Source organism: Aneurinibacillus terranovensis DSM 18919 (assembly GCF_000430625.1).
Lineage (GTDB): Bacteria > Bacillota > Bacilli > Aneurinibacillales > Aneurinibacillaceae > Aneurinibacillus_B > Aneurinibacillus_B terranovensis.
Genome location: NZ_AUMJ01000045.1, coordinates 18,490 through 33,550, shown reverse-complemented (window position 1 = coordinate 33,550; position 15,061 = coordinate 18,490). Strand labels below are relative to the sequence as shown.

Annotated in this window: 16 protein-coding genes and 2 riboswitches; of the genes, 9 read left to right on the top strand and 7 right to left on the bottom strand. The window is 44.9% G+C overall.

Annotated features, from left to right (window positions below; genetic code table 11):
- The first annotated feature begins 5 nt into the window (after window positions 1–5).
- The 6 genes from narI to H525_RS0108590 all read left to right on the top strand — a co-directional run bounded on the left by narI (window position 6) and on the right by H525_RS0108590 (window position 4,938).
- Window positions 6–710 carry a respiratory nitrate reductase subunit gamma gene (narI, locus tag H525_RS0108610; RefSeq protein WP_027415878.1) on the top strand — a complete coding sequence of 235 codons (705 nt, stop codon included), beginning with the start codon at window positions 6–8 and terminating at the stop codon, window positions 708–710.
- A 140-nt stretch (window positions 711–850) separates the two neighbouring features.
- Window positions 851–1,153 carry a GAF domain-containing protein gene (locus tag H525_RS23355; RefSeq protein WP_081413305.1) on the top strand — a complete coding sequence of 101 codons (303 nt, stop codon included), beginning with the start codon at window positions 851–853 and terminating at the stop codon, window positions 1,151–1,153.
- Between the two features lie 68 nt (window positions 1,154–1,221).
- Window positions 1,222–1,307, top strand: a riboswitch (cyclic di-GMP riboswitch).
- 132 nt (window positions 1,308–1,439) lie between these two features.
- Window positions 1,440–2,417 carry an HD-GYP domain-containing protein gene (locus H525_RS0108600; RefSeq protein ID WP_342664279.1) on the top strand — a complete coding sequence of 326 codons (978 nt, stop codon included), beginning with the start codon at window positions 1,440–1,442 and terminating at the stop codon, window positions 2,415–2,417.
- A 372-nt stretch (window positions 2,418–2,789) separates the two neighbouring features.
- Window positions 2,790–3,689, top strand: a complete 900-nt coding sequence (locus H525_RS0108595) for a cation diffusion facilitator family transporter (protein ID WP_027415876.1) — start codon at window positions 2,790–2,792, stop codon at window positions 3,687–3,689.
- Between the two features lie 211 nt (window positions 3,690–3,900).
- Complete coding sequence (locus H525_RS27175) at window positions 3,901–4,365, top strand: hypothetical protein (protein ID WP_155837197.1); 465 nt, start codon at window positions 3,901–3,903, stop codon at window positions 4,363–4,365.
- Between the two features lie 249 nt (window positions 4,366–4,614).
- Window positions 4,615–4,938, top strand: a complete 324-nt coding sequence (locus tag H525_RS0108590; RefSeq protein WP_027415875.1) for a helix-turn-helix domain-containing protein — start codon at window positions 4,615–4,617, stop codon at window positions 4,936–4,938.
- A 66-nt stretch (window positions 4,939–5,004) separates the two neighbouring features.
- On the opposite strand, the gene H525_RS0108585 is transcribed toward H525_RS0108590, so the two are convergent.
- Together H525_RS0108585 and H525_RS27170 are read right to left on the bottom strand one after the other, a co-directional pair.
- Complete coding sequence (locus H525_RS0108585) at window positions 5,005–6,030, bottom strand: cation diffusion facilitator family transporter (protein WP_245590435.1); 1,026 nt, start codon at window positions 6,028–6,030, stop codon at window positions 5,005–5,007.
- Between the two features lie 90 nt (window positions 6,031–6,120).
- Window positions 6,121–6,264 (bottom strand): hypothetical protein, encoded by a 144-nt coding sequence (locus tag H525_RS27170; RefSeq protein WP_155837196.1) that lies wholly within the window; start codon window positions 6,262–6,264, stop codon window positions 6,121–6,123.
- Window positions 6,265–6,475: 211 nt separating this feature from the next.
- Between H525_RS27170 and H525_RS0108580 the strand changes: the two genes are divergently transcribed.
- The 3 genes from H525_RS0108580 to H525_RS0108570 all read left to right on the top strand — a co-directional run bounded on the left by H525_RS0108580 (window position 6,476) and on the right by H525_RS0108570 (window position 8,933).
- Window positions 6,476–7,018 (top strand): YkoP family protein, encoded by a 543-nt coding sequence (locus tag H525_RS0108580; RefSeq protein WP_035100437.1) that lies wholly within the window; start codon window positions 6,476–6,478, stop codon window positions 7,016–7,018.
- 174 nt (window positions 7,019–7,192) lie between these two features.
- A complete protein-coding gene (locus H525_RS0108575) occupies window positions 7,193–7,708 on the top strand; it encodes a DUF1003 domain-containing protein (RefSeq protein WP_081413304.1) in 516 nt (171 codons plus the stop codon).
- Window positions 7,709–7,781: 73 nt separating this feature from the next.
- Window positions 7,782–8,933 carry an MGDG synthase family glycosyltransferase gene (locus tag H525_RS0108570; RefSeq protein ID WP_027415871.1) on the top strand — a complete coding sequence of 384 codons (1,152 nt, stop codon included), beginning with the start codon at window positions 7,782–7,784 and terminating at the stop codon, window positions 8,931–8,933.
- A gap of 314 nt (window positions 8,934–9,247) precedes the next feature.
- On the opposite strand, the gene thiC is transcribed toward H525_RS0108570, so the two are convergent.
- From thiC to ribD, 5 genes are all read right to left on the bottom strand, one after another.
- The gene (gene thiC / locus H525_RS0108565; protein ID WP_027415870.1) at window positions 9,248–11,029 is read right to left on the bottom strand and encodes a phosphomethylpyrimidine synthase ThiC; all 1,782 of its coding nucleotides are present in this window, start codon (window positions 11,027–11,029) and stop codon (window positions 9,248–9,250) included.
- A 161-nt stretch (window positions 11,030–11,190) separates the two neighbouring features.
- A riboswitch (TPP riboswitch) is annotated at window positions 11,191–11,302 on the bottom strand.
- 81 nt (window positions 11,303–11,383) lie between these two features.
- On the bottom strand, window positions 11,384–11,851 hold the full coding sequence (gene ribH / locus H525_RS0108560; RefSeq protein ID WP_027415869.1) for a 6,7-dimethyl-8-ribityllumazine synthase: 468 nt from the start codon (window positions 11,849–11,851) through the stop codon (window positions 11,384–11,386).
- Between the two features lie 85 nt (window positions 11,852–11,936).
- Entirely contained in the window at window positions 11,937–13,130 is a 1,194-nt protein-coding gene (locus H525_RS0108555) for a bifunctional 3,4-dihydroxy-2-butanone-4-phosphate synthase/GTP cyclohydrolase II (protein ID WP_027415868.1), read from the bottom strand.
- Between the two features lie 47 nt (window positions 13,131–13,177).
- Entirely contained in the window at window positions 13,178–13,828 is a 651-nt protein-coding gene (locus tag H525_RS0108550; protein WP_027415867.1) for a riboflavin synthase, read from the bottom strand.
- Between the two features lie 4 nt (window positions 13,829–13,832).
- Window positions 13,833–14,960: a bifunctional diaminohydroxyphosphoribosylaminopyrimidine deaminase/5-amino-6-(5-phosphoribosylamino)uracil reductase RibD gene (gene ribD / locus H525_RS0108545; RefSeq protein ID WP_281172591.1), complete on the bottom strand. Its 1,128-nt coding sequence runs from the start codon at window positions 14,958–14,960 to the stop codon at window positions 13,833–13,835.
- Window positions 14,961–15,061 lie beyond the last annotated feature (101 nt).

Sequence of the window (15,061 nt, the reverse complement as noted above, 5' to 3'; positions counted from 1 at the left end):
GGACTATGAATTATGGGAGCCAATTTCTATGGGTCGTTTACCCGTATTTGATGCTAACCGTTTTCCTGGTAGGACATATTTATCGGTATAAGACAGATCAGCTTTCATGGACCGCCAAATCAAGCGAGTTTTTGGAAAAGAAACAGCTGCGGTTGGGAAGCATGCTGTTTCATATCGGCATTTTCCTTGTGCTTGGCGGTCACCTTGTGGGGCTGCTCGTTCCAAAATGGGCGCTTGAAAACATGGGCGTCACCGAAGAACTCTACCACAAAGGTGCTGTATACGGCGGAGGTCTGGTAGGGATCGTTACACTGGCGGGCATTGCGATACTGCTATTCCGGCGCGTGACAGTTACACGCGTCCGGGTGACCAGCAGCATCAGTGATATTTTGGTAGCGGTGTTGCTGCTTATCGTGATTGGGATGGGTGTATATAACACGTTGGGATATAATTTACTTGTTGGAGAATATGACTATCGGGAAACGATTGCACCCTGGATTAGAGGGCTACTGACGTTTACTCCGAATCCTTCTCTTATGGACGGAGCACCGTTATTCTTTAAGATGCACGTTATCTTTTCGTTTGCGATTTTTGGGATTTGGCCATTTACCCGTTTGGTCCATGTTTGGAGTTTTCCTATTGAATACTTTCGGAGAAGCTATATTGTATACCGGAGCAGAAACCCTGAAAAAGTATTTCATGTCAAGTGAGAGAACCGGCAGGATGTCAAACGTTTGGAGGAATAAACAATGGAAAGTCTAGAGAATATTGAGTCGGAACTCAGTGAACTTAGACGTTTGACTGCCGCAGACTTTGTGGCGTTGCCAGTTTGAATCAGAATGATTAAACCATTCGGTGGAAATACGTATCCGGAAATCGAAATCAGCGCTATAAACGCATCATACTTCGGCCGGGAAAAGGGATAGCCGGGGAAGTGATGCGCTCCGGAAGACCGATTGTTCTCGATTCCTTCTCGCCCAAAAGTAGAGATGACCCGCGGGAATATCCCATTCTTCTCGCGGAAAACCTGACATCCGTCGTAGGGGTTCCGATTATGTTCCACGAATGCGTTTTAGGAGTTCTTCTCATCGGATGCAGAAGTGCCAGATTATTTGATGCGGAAGTGGTGGATCTGATGCTTGATTTCGAGTAAAAGTGATTGAAGTTGCATCTATATCGAGGTATGATGATTGTAATAATCAGTCCTTTAAATTATACTTACATCGATAACGGCAAACTTACTGAAAGGTAAGGGCGCAAAGCCACGGGTCTAAGGTTATGCGGACTATGACAGCCGGGTTACCGAAAAAGTAATACTTTTTTGTTAGTATGAAAGGTACCGGTGGCTATTCTCTTCTTGAATAGCCACTTTTTTATATTTGTCCGGTTCTACATGACTAATACTAGTAAGACAGGGAAAAGGGTGGAAAAACGTGCGAATGATTCATATCTCACAATATGACCAGAATAAGATGGAGTTGGCAAAACCGGTCTACGACGGAAAACGAAGAATTCTCTTGGCGGCAGGCAGAACAATTCATCCTGTGTACTTAGAAAAGCTGAAAGAGTTGAAAATATCGACTTTAATCGTGGAAGATATGGAGTCTACCGGTATTACGTTGGAAGAAATGGTGGACATGCCCACGTGGATGGATGCCATCGAAATTGTCCGGGATGTATACGAAAACGTTGCATCCAATAAACCAATTCCTCTCGTAGCAATTCAAAAAATGGTAAGTAAATTGGTAGCTGAAGTCAAACAAAGAAGAATTATTCTATTATTTCCTACCTCCTCCCTTCCGATTGAGTTATTTCCTTATGCCCATGCTGTCAATGTTACACTGCTCTCTTTGCAGGTCGCCAGGCATTTACAATACAACGAGTTGCAGCTGCACGATTTGGCTATCGGCTGTTTGCTTCATGATATCGGCAAGGCACACGGGCGTGAATCGGAAAAACATTGTGAAGCGGGATTTTCTATTTTGCGAAAAATGCGGGAAATTAGTTTGCTTTCCGCGCACATTGCCTATCAGCATCATGAAACGATGGATGGAAAAGGATATCCGCGCGGCATTCGTGGGGAAGAATTTCTTGAATTTGCCCAAATTTGCGCAGTGACCAACCTTTTTGAAAATTTTATTTCGGTTCAGCACATGCCGCCCCATGAGGCGATTGAAAGAATCATGGCATTGAGTGGGAGTGCGTATCTGCCATCTATTATTGAAGCTTTTGTGAGAAAAGTTCCAGCTTATCCGCCGGGAACAAAACTGTTGCTGCATAATGGTGAAGAAGCGATCGTCACACAGATTACCACACATATGCAGCGTCCGGTTGTACGGATTTTTTCCACCGATAAAGAAATCTCCCTCGCTGACAATCCGACCATCGTGGTAAAAGGCCTGGCGCACAGTGTGTAACCGCGGCGTCAGCCACATTTCTTCGCAACAGGGACGTTTATTTCTTCCTGCAGGACTTTTTTCATTATATAATCAATTGTGACTTTGTTTTTGTATGTATTAGAGATGCCATAGAATGTTAAAATAATTGTAACGGGAACATGCTGTTTCCAATGTACAAAAAGATAAAAAAAGCTTTATAATTATATTCTGGTATTATACAACGCCCTCATGAGACTCACCCTACACAAAATTACGGATTATAAGCGAGTGATTTTATGAAAATAAAAAGCCACGGCCCTATACAAGAACAAAAAATAGCCTCCAATCTCACGGTTGGAGGCTATTTATTTTCTTTCCCTTGGGAAAGAAAGATTGAGAGGGGGAAGAACGTTGGGCGCAGATAAAAAAGCTTCACTGGTGGCGGGATGGATTAGTTTAATCAGCAATATATTTCTTACCATTATTAAGATATGGGTAGGTGTTCTATTTAATAGTCAGGTGCTTGTAGCAGACGGAGTCCACAATGCGGCTGATGTGGCAGCATCGATCGCGTCTCTTGGCTCCATGAGAATATCGGGCAGGCCTGCAGACGAAGATCACCCGTATGGTCATGGTAAAGCGGAAGTGATTGCTTCCGGTATTGTCGCTGTGATTCTTGCGCTTGCTGCCGTTATGATTGCATATAAATCTATAGAGACATTATTTAAACCGGCTGTAACAGAAAGTATCCTTGCCCTCGTTGCAGCATTTATCTCACTGGCCTGGAAGCAGGCTCTCTACATGTACACGTTTCGCGTGGGGAAAAAAGTTAGAAGTAAAGGGCTGCTCGCTACAGCTTATGATCACCTTGCTGACGTTTATGCCTCCTTGGCTGCCGTGCTCGGGATTGGAATAGCATTGGTTGGTAATTATTTATATATACCTTTTACTTCCTACGGGGATCCGATTGCAGGGATTATCGTTGCTTTCTTTATTATCAAACTGGCGATGAACATGGGGAAAGAATCGATTGATATCCTGATGGAAGGAATCATATCGGAAGAAAAAATGGCGGAATTTGCGGCGCTCGTCCGCGATATTCCGCAGGTAAAAAGGATTGACCGGCTTCGGGCACGCGAACACGGGCATTATGTCCTTGTGGATGTCCGGGTAAGCGTTCCTGGCAACCTTACGATTCAAGAGGGCCATGATGTGAGCCGGCAGATTAAATATAAAATTATGGAGGCTGACAAAGATGTGCAGGAAGTACTCATCCACTTGAATCCCTGGTATGACGAGGATGCGGAGTGAGAACCGGTTTCTTACCCCTTACTGCCGGGTATGTAATCATTAGAAACCGTCACCATATTGAAATATTGATCATGTTTGAGTAAAATATCGATATAAGCAAATGAGCGCTCCTCATTTGTTTGCCTATGATTCATAGGATGGGAGAAACCATTCCGAGTTTGATGAATAAAGTAGAATAGAATGAAAGACAGAAAGAAAGAAGGGTATATCGTTGATTAAAAAATGGGTGTCCCTTATTATAATAGGCGTGATGGTGCTTGCTCCCGCTTCCGCTTATGCAAAGGGATTTAGCGGTGGGTCATACAGCAAAGGAAGTTCATACAGCCGGAGTTATAGTGGAGGGTCTTCCTCGATCCACAGTGGAAGCTCTTCAAGTGGTACGTACCATTCAGGATACCGCTCTCCCTCTTCAAACGTAGGGCGCAGCAACAGTTTAAACAATAACGGCTACAATTACTCAAACAACTCGAATCGGACAACGGGTGGCTTTTGGTCCCATGCAGCGGCTTTTGGAGCAGGGACATTCATTGGCAGCATGCTTCATCCATTTGGCGGTGGGTATGGATACGGGATGGGCGGATTTCACTCGTTCTCCCTCATAGGCTTATTGGTTGACCTTATCATATTGTGGATCGTGTTTAAGGTGATAGGCAGATTATTTTTCAGACGTTATTAATGGTTAATGGGTTAATGGTAGAAGTATTGGAAGCCGATGAATTGCTACTTCTTAGTCATTCATCGGCTTTTATTTGATCGCAGCGGTACTTCGATATGGAGTCGATTCAAAATAAAATTATCGTTTTTAACCGATAACACCCCTGTAAAGGATTTTGTAAACGGCAAAAAATTGATATAATAAAGGGGATGCTATTATTTTTTTGTGCGAAATATTAAGTGATTTAAACTAAATGAGAGGGAGGAACGTATGGATTTACTTAATGAGGTTTTTAAATTGTCGGATGATATCTTCTCATTAGGTCTTGATCCGACTGAGTTTGTCATCTACTGTTATTTAATAAAGATTTTTAACGATGGAAATGCGAAAATATTCTCTACCATCAGGAAAATTGCCACGGTTTGTAATATAAACAAGAATACGGCTGAAAAGAAAATCAAGAGTCTAGAGGAAAAGGGCGTTATTAAAATTCATAAATATAAAAACAAAAATTACTATGAATTACTTCCTGTTACACATATTTTACGGGAGAAACATTTAGTTCTTACCCATAATGTTAACGCACGTATATAAGCGATTTTTCATTTTTATATAAAGAAAGCCGGCCCAGGGAAATTCAATAGCCGGCTTTCTCTACATTTAATGCTCGTGATGGTGCACATGGGTATCGGAACCGTCATCACAGCAGAGCAAAGATTCCTTATGAGAATGACTTTTGTCTTCAGGTTGGATGGTAACGTGGCTAATCCCCAGATGTATCAGCTCATGTTCAATGTCCCGCAGAATTAATTGGCTTTCACGCAGGGTCATATTCCCGTCGAGAACGATATGGCAGGAAAGTGCATTCTTGCCGCTTGTAATACTCCAGATATGCAGATCATGAATATTATCGACTCCTTTGATGGAACGAATTTTGTCCGCGATTTTTTGAATGTTAATACCTTGTGGTGTCCCCTCCATTAATACTACAAGGGTCTGCTTCACAATTTTCCACGCTCCAAAAGCGATGAGGACGGCAATCAGAATGCTTAGTATCGGATCAACGGAGTACCAGCCGGTCAGCGAAATAATAATCCCGCCGATGATGACGCCTGCGGAAGCGGCAGCATCCCCCAGCATGTGCAGCACCGCGCTTCTTACATTAATATTATCTTCTTTCGTAAGTCCAAGGCCCAGATAGAGGTTTACCACCAATCCAACGCCTGCGCTTACGAACATCCATGTACTTTCAACAGGTTGTGGGTGTTGAAAGCGGTGATAAGCTTCCCACCCAATCAGCAGGGCGATAACGATAAGGGTAACGGCGTTGATAAAGGCGGCCAGGATTCCCGAACGGTGATACCCGTAAGTCATGTTTTCGCTCGGGGGCTTTAATGTTAAATTCAAAGCGTACCAGGAAAGACCAATGGCTATAATATCGGTGAACACATGCCCCGCATCGGACAAAAGGGCCAGACTGTGGGATAGGAAACCTCCCGCAAGTTCAACAAGCAAAATAATGACAGTAAGAAAGAAAGCCCACTTCATTTTTCCCACGGGTGCGTGCGAATGGAAAATGTCATCGTGACTATGATGATCATGAGAATCGTGGGAATGATGGTGGTCTCTTATGGTAAAAGAATGTTCACCCGTATCATCGTAATTTTTAGGGTCGTGATTGTCCACCAAGAATGTTTTCTCCTTCCCTGTTAATGGATGGCGCCGAATACGCCTTCTTGTATCATATAATATATGAGTTCTACTTTCTACATAACATTATGGTTTACTTGAAGTTAAACCGTGCCGGACAGCATAAGCAGCTAACTGTACGCGGTTTTCCAGATACGTAAGCCAGTAATCATCGGGAAGAGAGCGAAGGTTAAAAATTGCCTGCCGTATATGATTATCGATAGCGGACACCGCTCCCCCGATAATCAGCGTTGGGAGGCGAGCGGTAATAAATAGACTGTTCCACTTTTACAGTGGGTACGGTTTTTTTGAGTGTCATCATCTGCTGCCTGCACTACGGAACCAAAATGAAAAGAAATACATACTTGTAGAAGTAAATACACATAAATAAAACTGCATCGATCATCACATACCATGATGAAAGGAAACAACCAAATTGAAAATGTTTACAAAAATTTGGTCCCTGTTAGACTGGCTTTATTTTTATTGTTCCAATTTATCTTATGTAAACAGACAGGAAAAAAATATCTTCCGCGTCAAACTTATCACCTATCGTGGAAAAAGCCTCTGCTTATCAAACGGGGCCTTTATCCATCCCAATGATGTGCTCCTTAAAATCCACCTGCATAACAGCTTGCTTATGAAAGAAATGGTCAATATAAAAAATGATATTAAACGTGCTTTTTATGTATACAGTCGGGTGGAAACATCACTGCCCGGGCTGGCGGTATTTATTTCCCGCCATCCGAAAAAAGACATTATTAGAGGTGTTATCGGGATTACCCTGTTATCGCGTGGAGTTAGCCGTCTTGGATTCGAAGTGAAGGACATCACTAACCCTTATTATAAGAAGTTAAAGCAATTGTATATGAAACCGATGTTCATCTTATGTTATCTGGATAAGAAGAAGTTTTGGAAAAACAAAAATTTAATTCCTAAGATTTTAGTCCTCTCCAAAGAACAGCTATTGAATAAGTATTTATAAGTTAAAGCCCCCTTAAAGCTAAGGAGGCTTTTTTGATGCTAGCCAGGCTTGCTCGCGTATAGGATGGACAAGTGTGTTTTTTTCCTTATAAAGTCACCTGTTTAATTCATAATTATGCAACTTTACATATTCTATAGTATCTTACATTTTTGAAAAGCAAGGGAGGTGGAAGTCTTGAAAAAAAAAGCGGGATCGAAGCTGCAAAAAACGGACGTGTTTGTTACAGAAGAAGAAAAAATTCAGTCCAATAAACGGCGTATCGATCAAATTGATTTTTTGGTGGATAATTATAAGAAAAATATACTGGCCCGCATAGATAATGAATATGATAAGAATACAACCTGGTCAGATCGCCTTGCCGACGAACTTTCATCATTCGGCGGGAGCTGGAAATTCATCATTTGCTTCACCGCGTTTCTTTTCGGGTGGATTATTTGGAATAGCCTAAGCTTTACAAAGCATTTTGATGAAGCTCCTTTTATATTACTGAACTTAATGCTCTCCTTTATCTCAGCCTTCCAGGCACCCGTTATTATGATGACCCAGAATCGGCAGGCGTTGCGGGATAAGGATGAGGCTATCATAGACTATGCGATCAATTACAAAGCGGAACAGGAAATTCGCAGCGTAAAAAATCATTTGCATGAAATCGAAGAAGACCTTAAAGAAATTAAGAAATTGCTTCGTTAGTATCACCTTTTCATTAATGGGGTAAAGTAAAATACTAAGTATTTTACATGGAAAGAGAGGAAGCCATACGTCCATGAAAAGAGAAAAAATTCTCATTCTTAGCGGGAATTACGGGGAGGGACATCAACAAGCTGCTCGCGCAATTTCCGAAGCGATACAGTTACGCCATTTTGAACTGGAGCCCGTTATTCAAGATTATATGGAAATCGCACATCCGCTTGTTTACCCTCTTAGCCGTTCACTCTTTAATCAAGGCGTCAAAAAGTTTCCTTCAATATATAGGTATTTTTATCGCAGAACACACAGCGGGCATGTCCTGCCGTCTCTCCTGAGAAAATTAAATTATATTGGGATTAAAAGAATGTATGAAATGATACACGAACTGCGTCCCCGGGTGGTCGTTAATACATTTCCATTAGCTGCCGGGGCGGTCTCTGTATTGAAGGAGCTTGGGCTAACGAACATTCCCAGTGTCACGATTATTACTGATTATACGGAGCATAACTCATGGATACATCCTCACACTAACCATTATATTGTCGGTTCGGAAACAGTTGGACAGAATTTAAAACACCTTGGCATATCTGATGCTAACATTTCTGTCACCGGAATACCAATTCGGCCTGCGTTCGGCATGTCCTATCGCTCCACAGCTTTAATGCAAAAATATAACATTAACCCCTGTGTGCCGACATTGTTAATGATGGGTGGCGGATGGGGGATTATGGGAGATGGGATAGAAAGCTTTCTCGCCTTAGATCAATTACCCCAACCAGTCCAGCTCATTATTGTTTGCGGGAACAATCACAGATTGAAAAAGCAATTGGACAAGGCATTAAAATATTCCAAACACCGGGTGCTTATTACAGGGCATGTGAACTATATTCATGAGTTAATGGCGATATCCGATATTCTTATCACAAAACCCGGTGGATTGACCGTTTCCGAAGCCATAGCTATGGAACTGCCCATGCTACTGTATAAACCGCTGCTCGGTCAGGAACAGGATAATGCCCGATTGCTACTCGAACTCGGAGTGGCTCTTCAAACGGAAAATACCGCCGATATGCTGACAAAGCTCTCCGAGATGCTGGCCGATCCTCAAAGGTTGGCTTTGATGAGGAATCATGCCAAAAAAATCAATCAGAAACATGCTGTTTTTGATGCTCTGGATGTTATATTACAGAATGTATCTGACGAGGAAACTCAGGCTAATGAGGCATGAGTGTAACCAGTAAGACAGTCATACCGATGAATGGCGCTGACTGTCTCTTTTTTGGGGCTATAAACATAACATTTTTTGTGATTTCAATTTATACCGGGGTGGAAAAAAGTTTTGGGACAAGCATCCGCACTTTTTCTTACAGTTGTACCTTAGGGCCTTCCCCATATCAAACCAATAACAACTACCCATAAAATATACAGTACAAATATAAAAAGATTACCCCGGAGTCCTATTTTTGCTTTTTTCTTCTGCGGAGCTAGAAAAGAGCGTCCGTGTCTGAGCCAGGTATGAGGCGCAGCAGGACGCTCTCCCGTCTATTTATAAATCTTACTTCCGCTTTCCCGGAATTCTTTTGACTTTTCTTTGAATCCCTCATCAATGGCAGCCTCAAGAGAGAGGCCATTTGTTTTTGCGTATTCGCGTATATCTTGCGTAATCCTCATACTGCAAAATTTAGGGCCGCACATCGAGCAGAAGTGAGAGGTTTTTGCTCCTTCAGCTGGCAGCGTTTCATCATGGTACTCGATCGCTCTTTCAGGATCGAGAGACAGATTAAATTGATCGCGCCAGCGGAATTCAAAACGGGCTTTCGATAACGCGTCATCCCTTATTTGTGCTCCGGGATGGCCCTTTGCAAGGTCCGCCGCATGGGCGGCAATCTTATAGGTGATAACCCCTTCGCGCACATCGTTTTTGTTTGGAAGGCCCAGATGTTCTTTCGGAGTAACGTAGCAGAGCATCGCCGTTCCAAACCAGCCGATCATCGCTGCCCCAATAGCAGAGGTGATGTGGTCATACCCTGGCGCAATATCAGTCGTCAGTGGTCCGAGGGTGTAGAAGGGCGCTTCTTGACATACTTCAAGCTGGCGGTCCATATTTTCTTTAATTTTGTGCATTGGAACGTGCCCAGGCCCTTCGATCATGACCTGCACATCATGCTTCCAGGCAATTTGAGTCAATTCTCCGAGTGTTTCCAGTTCTGCGAACTGGGCTTCATCATTGGCATCCGCAATGGAACCCGGTCTAAGCCCGTCACCGAGTGAAAAGGAAACATCGTATGCCTTCATAATTTCACATATTTCTTCAAAGTGAGTATAGAGGAAGTTTTCCTGGTGATGGGCGAGGCACCAGGCAGCCATAATCGATCCGCCGCGGGAAACGATGCCGGTAACACGTTTTGCGGTTAACGGAACATACCGTAAAAGCACGCCTGCATGGATTGTAAAATAATCGACGCCTTGCTCTGCCTGCTCAATGAGTGTATCCCGGTAAACTTCCCACGTTAAATCCTCAGCTTTTCCGTTTACTTTTTCGAGCGCTTGATAGATCGGTACGGTTCCAATTGGAACCGGTGAATTTCGAATGAGCCATTCCCGGGTTGTATGGATGTTTTTCCCGGTGGAAAGGTCCATGATTGTATCTGCACCCCAGCGCGTAGCCCACGTCATTTTCTCGACTTCTTCTTCAATTGAAGAAGTAACAGCAGAGTTTCCAATATTCGCATTAATTTTCACATGGAAATTTCGCCCGATAATCATCGGTTCACTCTCGGGATGATTAATGTTTGCCGGGATAATGGCGCGTCCGCGGGCGACTTCATCCCTTACAAATTCGGGAGAGACATGTTCCCGTATCGCGATAAATTCCATCTCGGGAGTGATGATTCCCTGACGGGCGTAGTGCAGTTGGGTTACGTTCTTTCCCTTTACGGCTCGCAAAGGGTTGCGGGTTAAATCGGGAAATAAATCAAGGGTTGCACCAGTATCGTCCCCCCGAAGGCCATTGTCTTCCGGTCTTATTTCGCGCCCTTCATATTCTTCTACGTCCCCGCGCTCTAGAATCCAATTCCGGCGAAGGAGAGGAAGACCTTTTCGGATATCTGAACGATAAGAAGGGTCGGTATATAAGCCGCTCGTATCATATACACGAACAGGCGGGTTTTCCGCCTCGCCATATGTGCCGGAAGAAGGGCTTAACTTGATTTCCCGCATAGGGACTTGAATGTCCGGCCGCGATCCTTCGACATAAACTTTCTGACTCCCGGGAAATGCGGATAAGGTAGGGACGGTAAGCTGTACTTCGGTGTTTTTTGACATGGTAAGTATACCTCCTTTGGTTGATAAAAAGTTAGATGTAACATTTTTAATCGAACCTTTCTCATGGAGGCGGAGGGCAACGTGTAATAAAAAAACCGCCACGGGAAAATTGGCGGTCTCTCCATACACGTCTGCATACATGTTGTTGTGTACATGTAAAATTGACTCTTATTGTATGTCTTCCTCCGCTGGCATTATCCAGTTCAGGTTCAACGGTCGATAGCAGAGTAGCTATCCTCTCAGCCTGGTTCTCCAAGCTCCCGCATAGTTGGCATATTTAATTGTATGTTATTAGATTATCCCGAATGATATAACCTGTCAAATAAAAATACACATCTGAGAATGTTTATTTTTTTATCCGAGGTTCTTGACGAGATTGGCCATTTCGATGGCGGCAGAAGCTGCTTCCCATCCTTTGTTTCCAGCTTTTGTACCGGCTCGTTCAATCGCCTGTTCAATCGAGTCCGTTGTTAAAACCCCGAAAATCGCCGGTATGCCGCTTTGCAGTCCAACGGCTGCCACTCCTTTTGCCACTTCGTTGCACACATAGTCAAAGTGGGGGGTAGATCCGCGAATGACGGTACCAAGGGCGATGACAGCATCATATTTATTGGATTCCGCCATCTTTTTTACGATGAGCGGGATTTCAAACGCCCCCGGCACCCAGGCTACATCCACATCTTCTTCCGCAATTCCGTGCCGTTTGGCGGCATCAAGGGCTCCGCCGAGCAATTTGCTCGTAATAAATTCGTTAAAACGCCCGACAACCACACCGATTCGTAAGCCCGTTCCTATTAAATTCCCTTCATATTGCTTTCCCATTTTACTTCCTCCCTTTGTGTTCGAACATAAGTATCATTAGGGTTATTTGCCTGCGCCTATGACTTCGCAATAGCCTAAGTTTTCTTTACAAGTTTAACATATGGCCAAGTTTGGATTTTTTGGTACGTAAGTAATTTTCGTTTTCCGGGACGCGGCCAATCTGCAGGGGGACGCGTTCCACAACTTCCAGTCCGTATCCTTCAATTCCTGTGATTTTCCTCGGATTATTGGTGAGCAATTTCATCTTCTTCACTCCCAAATTGCAAAGAATCTGAGCGCCAATTCCGTATTCCCGCAAATCGGGTGGGAAGCCGAGTTTCTCGTTCGCTTCTACTGTGTCGTAGCCTTCTTCCTGAAATTTATAAGCTCTTAGCTTATTCATCAGGCCAATCCCTCTGCCCTCCTGGCGCATATAGAGAAGAACACCGGTTCCGGCTTCTTCTATCTGGCGCAGAGCATCGTGCAGCTGGGGCCCGCAATCACAGCGGTGTGAGCCGAATACGTCACCTGTCAGACATTCGGAATGGACTCTGACAAGGCAGGGAACATCCGGACGAATGGTTCCTTTGACAAGGGCGAGGTGTTCTTTATTGTCAATTTCATTGGAATAAGCAATGAGACGAAAGTTTCCATAAGCGGTTGGCAGTTGAACTTCTACCTCTCGAGTAACCAGTTGATCTTTGCTTGTCCGATAGTGGATCAAATCGGCGATAGTAATCATCTTCAAGTTGTGTTCCGCAGCGATTTGCTCCAAATCGGGTACCCGGGCCATGGAACCGTCTTCCTTGATAATTTCGCAAATGACACCGGCAGAATACGAACCGCATAACACAGCCAGGTCAACCGCTGCTTCCGTATGGCCCGCTCGCTGCAGAACGCCTCCTTTTTTCGCCACAAGGGGGAAAATATGGCCCGGCCGTCGGAAATCTGCCGGGGATCTCTTAGGGTCAACCAGCGCCTGCACCGTTAATGCCCGTTCATGCGCGGAGATGCCGGTAGTTGTTGTGATTTCATCCACCGATACGGTAAATGCCGTTCCATGATTATCCGTATTATGTTCAACCATTGGAGTTAAATGTAATTCGGCTGCTCGTTCTTCTGTTATCGGCACGCATACGAGTCCGCGGCCGTGCGTAATCATAAAATTGATCGTTTCAGCGGTTGTTTTATCGGCGAGAGTGATAAAATCACCTTCATTTTCCCGGTTTTCATCGTCCACGACGATAACAGGCCGTCCTTGCTTCAGTTCGTAAATCGCCTCTTCAATTGAATGAAACATATCCTGCACACCTTTCCTTACATCTTTTAGCACTATAGCAATTTTCTTTACGCAAAGCCGTGTTCACTAAGAAAGTCAATCGTGATCGGTGCCTTCCTCTTTTCGTGTTCCCGTGCGCTGACAAACCGTTCGATATATTTTCCGATCATGTCGCATTCCAGGTTCACGATATCTCCCTGATTTTTATACTGCAGCAACGTTTCTTTTACAGTATGGGGAATAATGGACACCGTAAAATGGGAATCTGTCGTCGATACAACCGTCAGACTGATTCCGTCAACCGCTATCGATCCCTTAGGAAGGATATAGCGCAGGACTTCTTCCGGTGCTTCAATTTCGAACAATACCGCATTCCCGTATGGTTTCTTTGCTGTAATGGTTCCTGTTCCGTCAATGTGGCCGGAAACAAAATGGCCGCCGAATCTGTCACCCGCTGCCAGAGCTCTTTCCAAATTAACGGGTGAACCGGGAGAGAGAAGGGAAAGGCTCGTTTTATCAAGCGTTTCCGGCATGACGTCCACCGAAAAGTGATGGTCAGAATACTGCGTAACGGTCAGACACGTACCATTGACGGCGATGCTGTCTCCAAGCTTAACACCGCGCAGGACTTTGGCCGCTGATATCTCCAGGACACACCATTTATCACCGCGCGTAATGCGGCGGACATAGCCAATCTCTTCAATAATTCCTGTAAACAATGCCCTACCTCCAGACTGGGTATCCCGATATTTTAATATCTTCGGAAATTTTTTCTACTGTGATATCAGCCAGCGAAATAGCGCGGGACATCTCTTCAATACCCGGGCCGCCAAAAGGGGAGGGGGCTGTCTGTCCGGCTACGATTTTCGGGGCTACATATGTGATCACTTTATCAATGGCCCGGGCATGGAGAAAGGCGCTGTTGATCTGGCTTCCTCCTTCCACGAATAAAGACGTGATATTTTCTTTGCCAAGTATTCGCATCACCTCTGCGATGTCGACTTGATCCCCGGCCCCTGCTGATAGGACGCGGAGACCTTGTCTCTCCAGTAATTTCCGTTTATCCGGACAGGCCCGGCTGGTCGTGAAAATCCATGTAGGAGCCTGTCCGTCCCGAACGACATGGGCTTCCGGGGGCACGCGCAGGGCGGAATCCAGAATCACCCGCAGCGGGTTCTTTCCGCCGTTTGGCAGTCGTGTCGTTAACTGAGGATTATCCTGTAACACGGTCCCGATCCCCACGAGGATGGCATCGTGTTCGTGTCGTATCCGGTGTACATCAAGGCGGGCCGCTTCCCCTGTAATCCAGCGGCTGTTTCCGGTTTCTGTCGCCACTTTTCCATCGAGCGTCATCGCTGTCTTAACCGTAACAAAAGGAAGTCCGGTCGTAATAAATTTACTAAACACTTCGTTTAACTGCCTGGCCTGGGCTTCACAGACGCCGGTAATAACCTGAATGCCTGCTTCCTCCAGTTTTTGTGCTCCTTGTCCCGCTACAAGGGGATTCGGGTCCAGCATAGCGATAACCACCCGGCTCACACCTTCGCGAATAAGCGCTTCAGCACACGGCGGTGTTCGGCCATGGTGGCTGCATGGTTCGAGCGTAACGTAGGCGGTTGCCCCCCGAGCCTTGTCTCCGGCCATGGCGAGCGCAAGAATTTCCGCATGCGCTTCTCCGGCCTTCAAATGGCTTCCGACCCCTATGATCGTTCTATCCTTCACGATGACACAACCAACCATCGGGTTAGGGCTGGTTTGCCCCCTTGTTGCTTCAGCAAGCTGAAGAGCAAGCTTCATATAATGCTCATCGTTTTCATACCGATTATGCTGAGGGCTTTGATTTTCAGCCAATATACATCCACCCCTATAAAAAAGGGCCCTGAAGCACGGAAATTATTCCGCTTTCAGGGCCCTTTTATTTGTGAAAAGACAAATTGCCGTTGACGTTTGCG

What these genes read in the sequence shown, in the direction of transcription:
- narI (WP_027415878.1), top strand. Translation starts at nt 6, where the DNA reads ATGAATTATGGGAGCCAATTTCTATGGGTCGTTTACCCGTATTTGATG.
- H525_RS0108600 (WP_342664279.1), top strand. Translation starts at nt 1,440, where the DNA reads ATGATTCATATCTCACAATATGACCAGAATAAGATGGAGTTGGCAAAA.
- H525_RS0108590 (WP_027415875.1), top strand. Translation starts at nt 4,615, where the DNA reads ATGGATTTACTTAATGAGGTTTTTAAATTGTCGGATGATATCTTCTCA.
- H525_RS0108580 (WP_035100437.1), top strand. Translation starts at nt 6,476, where the DNA reads ATGTTTACAAAAATTTGGTCCCTGTTAGACTGGCTTTATTTTTATTGT.
- H525_RS0108570 (WP_027415871.1), top strand. Translation starts at nt 7,782, where the DNA reads ATGAAAAGAGAAAAAATTCTCATTCTTAGCGGGAATTACGGGGAGGGA.
- thiC (WP_027415870.1), bottom strand. Translation starts at nt 11,029, where the DNA reads ATGTCAAAAAACACCGAAGTACAGCTTACCGTCCCTACCTTATCCGCA.
- ribH (WP_027415869.1), bottom strand. Translation starts at nt 11,851, where the DNA reads ATGGGAAAGCAATATGAAGGGAATTTAATAGGAACGGGCTTACGAATC.
- H525_RS0108555 (WP_027415868.1), bottom strand. Translation starts at nt 13,130, where the DNA reads ATGTTTCATTCAATTGAAGAGGCGATTTACGAACTGAAGCAAGGACGG.